Raw genomic sequence first — 13,199 nt, 5'->3', positions numbered from 1 at the left:
TGAAAAGCGCGTTCAAACCTCTAAAGCCCCAATGCTGCGGCATTGCCGGACGAGGCCGCCAAGTCGGCGCTCGATGCGAGGCGTTTGAGATGGCCGTCTAGCAGGTTCAGGGCAACGCTGGCCGCCGCTTCCTCGCGCGTGTTGACGAGGAACAGGTCGCTGGCGCCCATCTCGAAGCGGCGCCGCTCCGCCACCGCCATAGTATCCGCTCGCTGCTTCTCCTGCTGCGACAGGGCGATAAGCTGCGTCGCGGCATCGAAGGCGATGGCGATGCCGTCCACTTCGGCGCGGATCTGCTCGTCCAGCCAGCGCGCGCGGGTCTGGTTGGCATCGAGTTCCGCCTGCGTCTGCATCAGCTTGCCGCGCGCCGTACGCTGTTCGAGCGGGACCGAGAACTTGATACCGAAACGCACGTCGTTGCCGCTGCGCGAGGCGCCGCCGGGACCGATATCGCCGATGTCGCGCGCCACTTCCATGTTGAGGTCGAGGCGCGGCAGCAGGGCATTGCGGTCGAGCGCGAGACGATCCTGCACCAGCCGGGTCTTCAGTTCGGCGACCAGCAGGTCCGGCCGCTGCAGATCGTGCGGTATGGCCGTGACGACCGGATCCGGCAGGGAGGCGGGCAACTGTTCGCGGCGTGGGATCGTGGGATTGCCCTCGCTGTCGCGCCAGTAGAGCGAGAGGGCATTGGCGGCGGCGGCCATGGCCTGCTCGGACTGGACGACCATGGTCTGACGGCGCAGCACCATCTGGTCGTTCTCGGTCAGGACGATGCGCGGGCGCAGCCCGGCCCTATAGGCACGATCGAGGCCTCGCTGGCGTTCCTGCGCAAGATCGAGGAGATGACGATAGACCTTGAGCCGCTCGCCGCTCGCCACCCAGTTCAGGTAAGCGTCGAGCGCCTTGCGCTGTACGCCGATGGCCACCATCTGCCGCTCGGCATCGGCCACTGCGCGATCGGCATCCGTCGTCACCCGGCCGAAGCGGCGATCGTCGATCATCCGGTCGCGCAGCAGGGAGAACACCGCACCAGCGCGGATCTCGCCGAACTCGTTGGTGTAGTTCTTGTCCTCGTAGATCGGGAACCGGCCGCTGGATGCGCGGTAGCCGCCATAGATCTGGCCGCCCCAGTTCTCCAGCGGACGCGCCAGTTTCGCATCCGCATAAGTGCCGCCGTAATAACCGACCAGCCGCGATCCGCCCTCGGCGGAGAAGACCGTATCGAACGCACCTTCCGCGGTCAGCCGTTTGGCATCGGCAGCGCGGGTGCGGGCCAGCGCCTCGATGATCTGCGGCGATTGTCGGGCGGAGTTGGCGAGCAGGTCGTCCAGTTGCAGCACCGGCGCATCGAGCGGCGCAGGCCGGGGCAAGGGCGCGATTTGCTGGGCTACCCCCGGCGCAGCAAGTGCGCAGAGACCAGCAGCCAGCGACCACAGGGAAAGGCGCTTACTTGGCATTGCCGCCTTCCTTTTCCGCCGAGCCGCCGTTTCCGCTGACGCTGCCTGCATAAGTGCCCGCTTCGAGGGCGCTCACGGGATATTGCAGCGGGAAGTCGTTGAGCAGGCGCCAGAGTTCATAGCCGCTCGACACGGTATCCATCATCACCCAGCCGCGTACTTTCGCGCCTAGGCGCACGAACGGCTCCTTCGGCCATGGCCGCGCGCCGGGCTTCTGCTCCACCAGCACGCGAAACAGTCCGTTGGCCGAAGCGGAAACGTCTATGGCCCGCACCTGCCCGTCGAACATGCCGACCGCTACCGAGGGCCAGCCGCTGAACTGGATCGCGGGCCAGCCCTCGAACTCCATCCGCACCGGGCGGCCCGGATGGATCAGAGGCACGTCGCGCCCATCGACGTAGAGCTCCACCACGCGCACCGCCTGTTCGGGTGCGAAGGTGGCGATCACATCGCCTTCCTTGACCATCGTGGCATTGTCGCCGCCAAGGATGCGCAGGATACGCCCGTCGCGCGGGGCATGGACCATCTGAACCGACTGGCGGTTGATGTTGATGTCCAGCCGGTTGCGGTCGGCCAGGCTCTTGGCGACCTTGGCGCCGTAGTCGGCCACCTTGATCTGCGCGAGTTCGAGGTCGCGGCGCGGCGCCAGACCTTCGCCGTAGAGCTGCTGCATGCGCCCGACGTCGCGCTGGGCGACGCCCATCGCCTGGCGGGTTGCGGCGATCTCGGCATCGACTTGCGCGCGCTCGGCCTGGAGGCGCGCGATCAGGTTGGGATCGTTGTCGGCGATGCGGGCGATACGGTCGCCCTTCTTCACCAGTTCGCCGTCTGTCACATACCATTCCTCGACCGGCCGGGGACGAGCGCGGTGATGTTCTGCACGCGGTCGCGCGGGTCGAGCGCGATGACCGAGCCGTTGCCGTTCGACGTCTGCTGCCAGGGCACCAGCAGCAGGAAGGCGACGACAATGGCCATCGCGATCAGCAGTATCCAGGCAAGCACGCGCGCGGGACGCGGCGGACGCAGGCCCTGGAGGGTCTTGAAATGGACGATATGGTCATCGCGGAAGGGCATGGAAACCTCCTTTCGCGGAGTTACGGGCGGCGGCGAAAGCTGCGCGGTCCTGTGTCAGCAATTGGGAATCCCGTCCAAGCCAGAGCATGTGGTCGAACTCGAAAGCATCGGGGCGGCAGGTGAAGACGATGATCGTCGTCTCGCGGTCGTCGAGCTGGCGCAGCGCGGGGCGCAGTTCCTCCACCGGCACCATGTCAAACAGGCCCGAGAGAATGAGTACCCGCGGGCGGGCCAGCAGGGCGCCTGCCAGCTTGAGGCGCATGGTCTCGGCGCGCGTCAGCGGCCAGCCGCTGGAAGACAGCAGGCAGTCCATACCGCCGTCGAGGCTGACGATCCGGTCGCCCAGCCCCACGAGATCCAGCACGTCCAGCACGCGCGCCGGGTCGGCCTGCGGATTGGCGAGGCGCAAGTAGTCGCGGATGGTGCTCTCGACGATGTCCGTGCGGTCGAGCACGATCACGTCGCTGCGCAGACGGTAGATGTTGAGGGCGGCGATATCGGCACCGCCCAGGGTGACGAGGCCCTCGTCGGGGCGGTAATGGCGCTTGAGCATCCGGCTGAGCAGCCGGTCGATCCCCGGATCGCTTGCCGCCACCGCATGGGTGCCCGAGGGAATGTCGAGATCGAAGCGGGCGCGGTCGCCCCCGGCTGCGATCGCCACCCGGCGCAGCGACAGGCCGCCGTCGCGCGGCCGCGCATCGCCCTCCCCGCGCGGAGCCATGTCCTCGACCGGAATGGCATGGAACAGCGAGAGTTCCTCGACCGCCGCAACCAGGTCGTAGAAGGTATCTAGATATGGCCCGAGCTGCGCGGCGCCGTAGAACACGCTCGACAGGATCAGCTCCGCCGCGACCAGCTGGCCGATCGAGAGCTGGCCGCGAATGACCAGCCAGCCGCCCAGCGCCAGCAGCGCCGCGCTGGCCAGCGCATAGAGCAGCAGCAGCGCCACGCTCTGCGGGAAGGTCGCGCGAAAATGCTCGCGGTGCGCATCGACATAGGCCGCCGTGCGCATCTCCGACATGTCCATCGCATAGTCGAGATGACGGCTTGACTTGTAGAAGCCGTTGGAGGCGCCCACACTTTCCAGCCAATGCGCGGTCTCGTACTTGCGGTGGCTCAGCGCCACGCCGCTTTCCATCGCGCTGCGCGCCCAGATCTTCCAGATGACCCAGACCGCCAGCACGAAGAGCAGGTTGAAGGCCAGGAATACCGGGTGGTAAAACGAAGTGACGATGAAGCCGATCATCGCCTGAAAGAAGATCGTGAAGCCGCCGATCAGCAGGGAGGGGACCGCTTTCTGGACAGTGGCCACTTCGAAGAAGCGGTTGAACAGGTCGCTGCGGCGCTCGTCCTGGAAGAACGGGTTCTGGGCATGGACCGCCTGCAGAGTGATCTCGGCCACTGAACGCGCGAAGAGGCGGCGACGGAAAATTTCCATCACGTAAGTGCGCAGCGCGCCGAGCAGCGACCACAGCGCCAGCAGGCCGAACAGCACGGCGGCCAGCGTGAACAGCGGCACCGGCAGCGCCGTATTGGCCACCGAGTTGATCAGCATCTGCACGGAGATCGGCGTCGCCAGCGACAGCAGGCCGATCGCGGCGCCGTAGATCATCGCCATCGTCATGAAGGCGCGGTCTGGCGCCAGCACGCCCCGCGCCCAACCCAGGAATGTGCCCCAGTCGATCCGCTGGGGAGAATGGCCTGCCATCTGTGAAAATCCCTTTTCGCGCCCGTCACGTCGCTAAGGGCGCAGGATGGTCCGGAGCTGCGGGTCTGAACCCGCGCCCTAGGACTACCCGGCGCGTCGTGAGATAGCGCGGCGGGGGCGCCTCTACAGACGGCGACGTAAAATTGGATGGACTGAAAGTTACATTTGGTTGCGCAAGCGATTTTGTTCATCGCGAAAAGAGGGGGGCTTTCGGAAGAAATTTCCTGGAAATCCGTTCCGAACCTGCCGCTGGCGGGGATCGGCGCCAGCTCTGGCTGCCCTGTGCTGTCGTTGCTCGGTCCGGCGCTGACCGTCCCACTGTCGGAGAAAGATATCCCAACAGGGGAGATGTAATTTTAAATGCTCGGACTGGTGTTTTTCAAAGTGAAATATGCCATTTTATCAACATTGCATGATGTGTTTGCCATTCGAAGATATGGTGGAGGCGACAAGGCACTGGTTTGCGGGAGAAGCTTTTGATGCCCAGACACATTGATCGGCACCAGAGTGACTCGCTCCATGACGATCTTGAAAGCCCAGCGGATGAGGCGTCTTACGACGGCCTGTCCATTGAGCTTCCCGTCAGTTTCATCGAGGAATTGTCCGCCTCTCAGGGCATAGACGATCTCATGAACGTGATAGCGCGCTGGTCACGCGTAATTTTTCGGGCCGACCGCGTCACGATCGCACTGCCGGGCGCGGATGCAGACCATCTTCGCCTGGTCGCTATGGAAGGCAATGACGCTATTCCCATTGATATGCCCGTCCCTGTTTCCGGTACCATGGTCGGGCGGGTCTTTGCCCAGGGGAAGGCTGAAATCTGCCCGGATCTCTCCTTGTCGGACGATTGGGACTGCAAGATCCTGAGCGACAAGGGTTTGAAATCATGCCTCGATGTGCCCTTGCTTAGCGGATCGCGCTGCTTCGGCACGATCAACATCGGCCACTGCCAGACATATGCGCAGGACGTGGAAGACATGATGCGATTGCAGGGGATGGCGCATTGGGTCGCCACATCTCTGCGCATTCATCACCAGATTATGGAAATGCAGACACTGGCAGATATCGATCCATTGACGGGTGCCCTGAATCGCCGCGCCTTTGCTCAAGAGTTCGCGGCCCTGTGTGCAAACCGGCATGAGGACGGCAGCGGGGAGATGGCTCCACTCGGCATTGCCATGATCGATCTCGATCATTTCAAAGCGATTAACGACCGTCACGGGCATGCGGCGGGAGACCGGGTGCTCATTCATGTCAGGGATGCGCTGACAAGTAACTGCGGCGAGCGCGATTTGATTGCGCGCATGGGGGGCGAGGAATTCTGCGTGGCGATAACGGGCATGAGCAAGCCGAAAATGCTGGCGCTGCTTGCCCGTTTCACCAAGGCCATAGAGTCCATCTATATTCCTGAGGCGGATCTCAATATCAACGTCACGGCAAGCGTCGGGGCTCTGCTGGTGCAGGGCGGAGTGGAGGATCAGGAGCAGTTATTGTCTCTGGTCGACAGGGTGATGTACCGGGCCAAGGAAACCGGCCGAAACCGGATCATATTTCACCAATAGTGTCGCGCGGTCCGAGGGCGCAGCATCGGCGAGGCTGCGATGGGCTTTGCTTGCGGATTACGCCGTCGTAAACTCGTCACGCGATATGCAGCACGAACAGAAGCGTGAGGCTGATAGCGCCCAAGCCAAGAAGCGAGAGTACCACGGCCGCTGTAAGGCGCCCCCCGGCTCTCGCTACGCTCAACACATCCACGCTGAGGCCCAGGGCTGCCATCGATACCACCGTCAACAGCGTGGCGATCTGGCCCATCGGTGCGACCATACCGATCGGCACCAAACCGAACGAACGGCACGCAACCAAGCCCAGGAAGCCGATGATGAACCACGGTACGAGATGGGCAATTCCCGGTTGCTTCGTCTTGGTGCCAGCGGCGGCTTGCTCGCCATTTCGATCTGTCCGGGGAGGGAGCTTTGGCGCGACAAAGGAAAGGGCGAGGCAAACCGGTCCGAGCATCAGCACTCGCACCAGCTTGACCAAGGTGCCCATCTGGACGGCGATCGCGCCCAGCGGCGAAGCGGCCGCGATCACTTGCGGGACAGCGTAAACGGTCAGCCCGACGAATGCGCCGAAAGCGAGCCCGCTCATTTCGAGTCCGATACCGATCAGCGGCAGGCCGAGCACCACGATCACGCCCAGAACGGCGGTGAAGGCGATCGACGCGGCGACGTCGTCGCCGTTCGCGTCGATCACCGGCGCTACAGCCGCTATGGCGGAATTGCCGCATATCGAGTTCCCGCACGCAACCAGCAGCGCCATTCGAGGCGGCAAGCCGAGCAGGCGACCAATTCCGAAGCTCAGGAGGATAGCGGCGACCACCACCCCGATAATGCCGAAAAGGAGGCCGGCGCCGGCAGACAAAATCATCGTGGCGCTTACCGACCCACCAAGCAGGACCACTGCAACTTCGAGTGGATATCTGGCACTGAACGCGACCCCGGAATGCCACTTATCGCTGGGGTTCCACAAGCTCCGCACGGCCGTGCCGACAAGGATCGCGAGTACGAGCGCCTCCAGCCACGCCTTGCCTGTAACTGCCCGCTCGGCAGCCTCCAGTGCATAAGCGGCTGCCGTTACGGCCAGGCAGAGCATGGCACCCGGCAGTACGGTGGGGCGCTGAATGAGGGGCAAGTGGGACAGGGCCTGGCGATCATGAGCGAAAACAGCCATTGCGATCTCCTTTCGCAGATCCAGCTACGGCCGATCGATCAATCAATCCAACCCGGACTTTTTATCATTCCGATCGTTAAATCATATTGATTGTGGTATGCGTCGTTTATGACTCTGGAGCAGCTTCGCATCTTCGTCGGCGTGGCCGAGCGTGAGCACATGACTGCTGCGGCCCGCGCGCTCAACGTTACCCAGTCGGCAGCTTCGGCGGCGATTGCGGCGCTAGAGGAGCGTCACGCGATCAAGCTGTTCCATCGTGTCGGGCGTGGCATCACGCTGACCGAAGCCGGGCGTCTGTTCCTGGCCGAAGCCCGCAGCGTACTCGCGCGAGCGACCGCTGCTGAGACGGTTTTGGAGGAATTGGGCGGTCTCAAGAGAGGATCGCTGCGTGTCGTCGCCAGCCAGACCATCGCCAATTATTGGCTTCCGCCCTTATTGGCGGTGTTCCAGCAGCGGTACCCGGCACTCGGTGTGGAGTTGACGATCAGCAACACCCAGCAGGCGGCGGTTCATGTCCATGACGGCAATGCCGATCTCGGCTTCGTCGAAGGCGAAATCGATCATCCGGCTGTCGCCCACTGGCCCATCGGCGAGGATCGGCTGGTGCTCGTCCAGTCTCGGCCGTTCACGACCGAACCGATCGACGCGGATTGGCTTCGAAAGGCTCGCTGGGTGATGCGTGAAAAAGGGTCCGGCACGCGCTCCACCCTCGACAGCCATCTGCGCGATCTTGGCATCGATCCGGCATCGCTCGACATGGCACTCGTGCTGCCCTCCAACGAGAGTGTCCGCACCGCCGTGGAGGCAGGCGCGGGCGTCGCCGTTCTGTCCTCGCTGGTTGTCGCGCCGGCTATAGCCGCCGGTACGCTGTACAAGGCAGGGATAGAGTTTCGGCCAAGGCCATTTTACGGCCTCAGACACAAGGAGCGGTATCGGACGAAACCCGCAGATGCATTGCTACAAATGATCGAATCGCGGCGCCGAGGCTGACCGTTCCCGCCCTTGACACCGGCGGCTTCAGCTTTCGGGCGGCAGGCATCGCTGCAGCACCTGCAGGAAGAGGTCCTGCGGCAGGGAGAGGGAATGTCCGGCGGGCCAGGTGATCCCGATCTTGCGCACCGCTTCGGGGAAATCGGACGACACGGTTCCGAGCCGCTCGTGTAGCGATAGCTTCTGCCGGGAAGAGTATGTCAGAAGTCCGACCGCATCGCTTTCCAGGACAAGTTTTTCGGCGAGGGGGAAAGTCACCATTTCGCAAATCTGGGCTGGCGGTGTCATGCCGCGCTCGAGCAGGAACGCCTCGAAGAACTGCCGGGTCGGCGTGCCGTGCGGACCGACAACCCAGGTTTCGCCGATCAGGGTTTCGAGTTCGGCATGGCCTTCTGTCAGCCGATGCCCGGGGCGGGCGATAATCGTCAGGTGTTCCTCGAGAAGCGGGGTTTCACGCAATGCGCCGGGTGCTGCCGTTCCGCGCAGTGGCCCCAGCATGAGATCGATTTCCCCGCGGCGCAGGGCATCGGTGAGGGCCGTGTAGCTTCCGGTCACCGCCTGCAGCCGTAAATGGGGATGCTCGCGGATAAGGACCGAGAACGCCTCCACCACGACATCCTGCTCCGAAAATGGAAGGAGGCCGATCGCGACGCGTCCCGTCACCTGATCGGCCAGAGCACCCAGGTCCGTCATGATCTGACCGGCTTCCTCGCGCAGTTCGCCGCGAAGGGTTTCCAGTATCGGAACGCAGGGCGTTGGGGCCATGCCCGAGGCGATGCGGATGAAGGGGGCTTGCCCGATTGCAGCGGCGGCTTGAGCCAGCGTTCGGCTGATCGTTGGTTGAGAGACGGAAAGGTAATCGGCGGCCATCGAGGCGCTTCCCGTGCGGCGGACAGCGTTGACGACATCGAGAACGAACCAGTTGAGATGGTAGCTGAGATCGCCGGCATGGGCGCCAAGCGCATTCAGATCGCGGCTAGCCTGTACGATCCTGGTCATCATGCGGCGTGCATGGACAATCATGATGGCCCCGAATGATGTCGGCTCCATGCCGTTCCAGCCGCGCTGGAACAGCTTGCGGCCCAGCGTTTTCTCGGCGTCCGCAATCTGGCGTGATAGGCTGCTTTGGCTGATCGCCAGTTGTTCGCTGGCGCGGACAAGGCTGGCATGTTCCGAGACGGCCACGATCGCGCGCAATTGCTTGATCGAGATGAGCGGCTCGGTTTCATGGGCCATAGCGCCCACCTGCCAGTATTATACCTATTTCGCAAGTCTGCTTCTGCAAATTGCATAAGCGAGGCCGCGGGCGATTCCGTAGGTCCGTGCCGAAGCAAAGCGCAGGTTCGCCAGCCCGAATGATCTGGCGCTGCGCAGTGGAGAGGCCATGCAGGACAAGTACCTGGACGCCGTCATAGTGGGGCGGCGAAATCTTACAGACCGTATCTCGGAGTTTCTCATCGGGGCCGCCGATGGCCGCCCGTTACCGCCCGCCGAAGCCGGCAGCCATGTGGAACTGCGCTTTGGCGGCAGCGAGGGCCGGTTCCTTCGCCACTATTCGGTGGTCGGCGCACTCGACGCAGGTGCAGCATCCGAACCGTTCTGGCGGATCGCCGTCCAGCGCGAGGACCGCTCGCGCGGATCGGCGTTCATCCATGGCAATTTCGAAGTCGGAACGCGGCTGCGCGTATCGCGCGCGCTGAATGCCTTTCGCCTGATCCGCAACCTGCCGAACCACCTGCTTATCGCCGGCGGCATCGGGATCACCCCGATCTTCGCAATGGCACGTTCCCTCGGCTCCCGGCAGGAGACGTTTTCGGCGGTTTACATCGGCCAGGAACGCGGGGCCATGGCCTATGTCGGCGAACTGGAATCGCTGTGCAGCGGTCGCCTCGCGGTGATCGAAACCAAGCGGGGCGGGATGCCCGATCTCAAGGCGCTTCTCGCCGCGCAGCCCGAAGGCACCCAGGTCTATGTCTGCGGTCCTTCGGGAATGATCCAGGCGCTCGTGTCGGCCGCAGAGGAGCTTTGCTGGGATCCGGCGCGCATTCGATACGAAGTGTTCAACGCGGCGCACAGGCCCGATGATCAGAGCTTCGAGGTCCGATTGAAGAATGGGGCAAGGGTGCCGGTTGGTGCCGGGATCACCATCCTCGATGCACTGGAGGCGGCGGGTGTCGAGACTTACGCGGACTGCCGGCGCGGAGAATGCGGGCTGTGCATCGCCGATGTGACCGGTTGCGACGGCGCGCTCGATCACCGCGACCATTTCTTCAGCGACGAGGAGCACGTCGCGGGCGGGCAGATGACCATCTGCTGCTCGCGCATCCGCGGCCGCGTGCTCGAACTCGATCTCTGATCCTTGGACAACAGGACGTATCCATGACTACGACCAACCCCGAGGCACCCGCCCGGCAACGCACCGACAACGAGATTTTTGCGGCCATGGAGCCGCAGGATTCCGGCTCCTTCGCCAACAATACAACCCCGCTCATCCGCAATTGCTGGTATGCCTGTGCGCGCTCGACCGAGATCGGACGCACCCCGCTTGCGCGCAAGCTGCTGGGCGTGGACGTCGTGCTTTATCGCACTCTGGACGGCGCGCCAGTCGCTCTCCGCAACCGGTGTCCGCATCGATCCTTCCCGCTTGCGAAAGGCAAGCTGGTGGGTGACAAACTGGTCTGCGGCTATCACGGCATGGAGTTCGGGACCGATGGTGTCTGCGCCAAGCTGCCCGCGCTCGCCAACGTGCCGGCCACCGCTGCGGTGCGGACATTTCCGATTGCCGACCGCGGTCCGCTGACCTGGATCTGGATGGGTGCGCCCGATCTTGCCGACGAGGCGCTGATTCCGGACACCTGGTGGCTGAGCGATCCCGAATGGGGCACCGTTTCCGGCGATTTCCATATCAATGCCGATTACGTCTCGATGCATGAGAACCTGATCGACCAGACGCACTTTCCCTTCCTTCATCCCGACACGGTAGGCACGCCTGAATATGCGCGCTCGAAGCTGAGCGCTTCTACCGAGGACAACCAGGTGGTGATCCGGCGCGAACTGCTCAATTCCTCGCCGCCGGGTGTCTACGGCAAGCCTGCACAGATCATGGACAAGCGCGTTGACCGCACCTCCGAGGCGCGCTTCGTTTCGCCTGCCTTGCACACCGCTTATGCGCGCGTCCGCGTCCATGAGCCGGATGAGGGCAAGCCGGCGCTCTATCGCTACAACATCACCCACGTCTTCACGCCCGAGACGAACGATTCGATGCACTACTGGTGGTTCAACTCGCGCGACTATCTGCCGGGCGATGCGGATATCGATGGCTTCATGCTCGAAGCGCACACGCAGGCCTATTCCGAAGATGTCGAGGCACTGCAGTGGATCAACGAGGTGGTCCGTACCGACGGCGAGGAGCAGTTCGACCTGAGCTTCGCGCCGGACAAGCCCGGCCTGATGGCGCGGCGGATCATGTACCGTCTGGCGATGGCCGAAGCGCGCTGATCCCAATCGCGACGCGGATGCACTTTTTCTGAGATTCCGGAGCTCCCATGGCAACCATCATCGGTGCGATCGCCACCTCGCACACCCCGACCATCGGTTTCGCGCTCGACGCGAACAAGCAGGATTATCCGGCCTGGAAGCCGATCTTCGAATCCTATGGGCCGATTGGCCGATGGATCGAAGACCGCAAGCCCGACGTCCTGCTGATGATCTACAACGATCACATCACGTCGTTTTTCTTCGATCACTATTCGGCGTTCTGCCTCGGCGTGGATGACAGTTACGCTGTTGCGGACGAGGGCGGCGGCCCGCGGCCGATGCCGCCCATCGCCGGACATGCGGGCCTCTCTCGCCACATCGTGCAATCGCTGATGACCGACGAGTTCGATATGAGCACGTTCCGCGACAAGGGACTGGATCATGGCATCTTCTCCCCGCTTTCGGTGCTCCTGCCGCACGATACGGCGGGATGGCGGGCGAAGATCGTGCCGCTGCAGGTCGGTGTGCTCCAGTTCCCCATCCCGACGGCCCTGCGCTGCTGGAAACTGGGGCAGGCGCTGCGCCGGGCGATCGAGAGCTATCCGGAGGATATAAAGGTCGCCCTCGTCGCTACCGGCGGTCTTTCGCATCAGGTCCATGGCGAACGCTGCGGGTTCAACAACACGCCGTGGGATGAGGAATTCCTCGAATTGTTGGAAAAAAGACCCGATTGCACTGACGCGCCTCACCCATGCCGACTACGCCAGGCTCGGCGGCATGGAAGGGTCCGAGGTCATCATGTGGCTCATCATGCGCGGCGCGCTTTCGGCGAGTGTGCGCAAGGTTCACCAGAGCTACTATCTCCCCTCGATGTGCGCGATTGCAACCGCGATCTACGAGAACGAAGCGGCGCCGATGAGCGAGGCCCAAGCAGAGCAACATCGCCAAGCGATGGATGCCGAGCTTGCGGGCGCGAACCGGCTGGAGGGAACCTATCCCTATACGCTCGAACGGAGCGCTGGCGGTTGGCGGGTCAACAAGTTCCTGCATGGCCTCATCGACGCCGAGACGCGCGCCGCATTCCAGGCGGACGAGGAAAGCGTACTGGCCCTTGCGGATATCACCGATGAGGAGCGTGACCTGATCCGCCGCCGGGATTGGCGGGGCCTGATCCACTACGGCGTCGTCTTCTTCCTTCTGGAGAAGCTGGCGGCGATCTCGGGCGCTTCCAATCTGGACATCTATGCCGGCATGCGCGGGCAGACGGTGGAAGACTTCCAGAAAACCCGAAATCAGCAGGTGACCTACTCGGTCGCCGCCCCGGTCGGAAACTGACCGACCTTTCAACCAGGCAGAACAAGTCCGGCGGGCTGGCCACGCAGAATGGCCTGCGCCGGTAATGGGAGAATACGATGGAAGATCCCCGCGCGATCATTGCGCGTGAGCCCATGCATTACCGGCAGGTCCTCACAGTGGCGACCGCCACTGCGCTCAACGCACTTGACGGTTTCGACGTGCTCTCGATCAGTTTCGCTTCGCCCGGCATTGAAGCGCCCCGGGTTTTCAGGAGGCAGTTTTCATTTGGCTATGCAGCCATATCGAGGTTCTCGAGGGCTGCATAGTAATTGTCTTCGGCCTCAGCGGGCGGGATGTGCCCGATAGGGCCGAAGAGCCGGTGATTATTGTACCAATCGACCCAGCGCAGCGTTGCCATTTCCACGGCCGAAACGCTTGGCCATGATCGCTGCCGCCAGATGACCTCG

Annotated in this window: 11 protein-coding genes and 2 pseudogenes; 6 read left to right on the top strand and 7 right to left on the bottom strand. The window is 63.3% G+C overall.

Going from position 1 to position 13,199, the window contains the following annotated elements; genetic code table 11:
* Positions 1 to 20 precede the first annotated feature (20 nt).
* From ADT71_RS04650 to ADT71_RS04640, 4 genes are read right to left on the bottom strand one after another with little or no spacing between them, the layout of a single operon-like run.
* Positions 21 to 1,457, bottom strand: a complete 1,437-nt coding sequence (locus tag ADT71_RS04650; protein WP_165913363.1) for a TolC family protein — start codon at positions 1,455 to 1,457, stop codon at positions 21 to 23.
* A complete protein-coding gene (locus tag ADT71_RS04645) occupies positions 1,447 to 2,292 on the bottom strand; it encodes an efflux RND transporter periplasmic adaptor subunit (protein ID WP_369818167.1) in 846 nt (281 codons plus the stop codon). The genes ADT71_RS04650 and ADT71_RS04645 overlap by 11 nt, the downstream gene beginning before the upstream one ends.
* Complete coding sequence (locus tag ADT71_RS35440) at positions 2,289 to 2,531, bottom strand: hypothetical protein (RefSeq protein ID WP_369818166.1); 243 nt, start codon at positions 2,529 to 2,531, stop codon at positions 2,289 to 2,291. The genes ADT71_RS04645 and ADT71_RS35440 overlap by 4 nt, the downstream gene beginning before the upstream one ends.
* Positions 2,515 to 4,239 carry an ABC transporter transmembrane domain-containing protein gene (locus tag ADT71_RS04640; protein ID WP_054435529.1) on the bottom strand — a complete coding sequence of 575 codons (1,725 nt, stop codon included), beginning with the start codon at positions 4,237 to 4,239 and terminating at the stop codon, positions 2,515 to 2,517. Before ADT71_RS04640 ends, ADT71_RS35440 begins: the two co-directional genes overlap by 17 nt.
* Before the next feature lie 479 nt (positions 4,240 to 4,718).
* On the opposite strand from ADT71_RS04640, the gene ADT71_RS04635 reads away from it, so the two are divergent.
* Entirely contained in the window at positions 4,719 to 5,801 is a 1,083-nt protein-coding gene (locus tag ADT71_RS04635; RefSeq protein WP_132470137.1) for a sensor domain-containing diguanylate cyclase, read from the top strand.
* 76 nt (positions 5,802 to 5,877) lie between these two features.
* Here ADT71_RS04635 and ADT71_RS04630 read toward each other — a convergent pair whose 3' ends face one another.
* Positions 5,878 to 6,969, bottom strand: a complete 1,092-nt coding sequence (locus tag ADT71_RS04630; RefSeq protein WP_082370156.1) for a YeiH family protein — start codon at positions 6,967 to 6,969, stop codon at positions 5,878 to 5,880.
* 108 nt (positions 6,970 to 7,077) lie between these two features.
* Here ADT71_RS04630 and ADT71_RS04625 point away from each other — a divergent pair, with 108 nt between their 5' ends.
* Entirely contained in the window at positions 7,078 to 7,959 is an 882-nt protein-coding gene (locus ADT71_RS04625; RefSeq protein ID WP_054435525.1) for a LysR family transcriptional regulator, read from the top strand.
* A gap of 27 nt (positions 7,960 to 7,986) precedes the next feature.
* Here ADT71_RS04625 and ADT71_RS04620 read toward each other — a convergent pair whose 3' ends face one another.
* Complete coding sequence (locus tag ADT71_RS04620) at positions 7,987 to 9,195, bottom strand: LysR substrate-binding domain-containing protein (RefSeq protein WP_054435524.1); 1,209 nt, start codon at positions 9,193 to 9,195, stop codon at positions 7,987 to 7,989.
* Between the two features lie 148 nt (positions 9,196 to 9,343).
* Here ADT71_RS04620 and ADT71_RS04615 point away from each other — a divergent pair, with 148 nt between their 5' ends.
* The 4 genes and pseudogenes from ADT71_RS04615 (at position 9,344) to ADT71_RS32890 (ending at position 12,771) form a co-directional block, all read left to right on the top strand.
* A complete protein-coding gene (locus ADT71_RS04615; RefSeq protein WP_054435522.1) occupies positions 9,344 to 10,315 on the top strand; it encodes a PDR/VanB family oxidoreductase in 972 nt (323 codons plus the stop codon).
* 23 nt (positions 10,316 to 10,338) lie between these two features.
* On the top strand, positions 10,339 to 11,457 hold the full coding sequence (locus ADT71_RS04610; protein ID WP_054435521.1) for an aromatic ring-hydroxylating dioxygenase subunit alpha: 1,119 nt from the start codon (positions 10,339 to 10,341) through the stop codon (positions 11,455 to 11,457).
* A 47-nt stretch (positions 11,458 to 11,504) separates the two neighbouring features.
* Positions 11,505 to 12,107, top strand: a pseudogene (locus tag ADT71_RS32895) (class III extradiol dioxygenase family protein); the annotation flags it as partial.
* A gap of 106 nt (positions 12,108 to 12,213) precedes the next feature.
* Positions 12,214 to 12,771 (top strand): hypothetical protein, encoded by a 558-nt coding sequence (locus tag ADT71_RS32890; protein WP_231635589.1) that lies wholly within the window; start codon positions 12,214 to 12,216, stop codon positions 12,769 to 12,771.
* A gap of 250 nt (positions 12,772 to 13,021) precedes the next feature.
* Here ADT71_RS32890 and ADT71_RS31155 read toward each other — a convergent pair.
* Positions 13,022 to 13,199: pseudogene (locus ADT71_RS31155) on the bottom strand (IS3 family transposase); the annotation flags it as partial.

Source organism: Novosphingobium sp. ST904 (assembly GCF_001298105.1).
Classification (GTDB): Bacteria; Pseudomonadota; Alphaproteobacteria; order Sphingomonadales; family Sphingomonadaceae; genus Novosphingobium.
Note: the sequence above shows the minus strand (reverse complement) of the source record. Positions and strands in the feature narration are given on the sequence as shown.

What these genes read in the sequence shown, in the direction of transcription:
- ADT71_RS04635 (WP_132470137.1), top strand. Translation starts at nt 4,719, where the DNA reads ATGCCCAGACACATTGATCGGCACCAGAGTGACTCGCTCCATGACGAT.
- ADT71_RS04620 (WP_054435524.1), bottom strand. Translation starts at nt 9,195, where the DNA reads ATGGCCCATGAAACCGAGCCGCTCATCTCGATCAAGCAATTGCGCGCG.
- ADT71_RS04630 (WP_082370156.1), bottom strand. Translation starts at nt 6,969, where the DNA reads ATGGCTGTTTTCGCTCATGATCGCCAGGCCCTGTCCCACTTGCCCCTC.
- ADT71_RS04640 (WP_054435529.1), bottom strand. Translation starts at nt 4,239, where the DNA reads ATGGCAGGCCATTCTCCCCAGCGGATCGACTGGGGCACATTCCTGGGT.
- ADT71_RS35440 (WP_369818166.1), bottom strand. Translation starts at nt 2,531, where the DNA reads ATGCCCTTCCGCGATGACCATATCGTCCATTTCAAGACCCTCCAGGGC.
- ADT71_RS32890 (WP_231635589.1), top strand. Translation starts at nt 12,214, where the DNA reads ATGGAAGGGTCCGAGGTCATCATGTGGCTCATCATGCGCGGCGCGCTT.
- ADT71_RS04625 (WP_054435525.1), top strand. Translation starts at nt 7,078, where the DNA reads ATGACTCTGGAGCAGCTTCGCATCTTCGTCGGCGTGGCCGAGCGTGAG.
- ADT71_RS04610 (WP_054435521.1), top strand. Translation starts at nt 10,339, where the DNA reads ATGACTACGACCAACCCCGAGGCACCCGCCCGGCAACGCACCGACAAC.
- ADT71_RS04615 (WP_054435522.1), top strand. Translation starts at nt 9,344, where the DNA reads ATGCAGGACAAGTACCTGGACGCCGTCATAGTGGGGCGGCGAAATCTT.
- ADT71_RS04650 (WP_165913363.1), bottom strand. Translation starts at nt 1,457, where the DNA reads ATGCCAAGTAAGCGCCTTTCCCTGTGGTCGCTGGCTGCTGGTCTCTGC.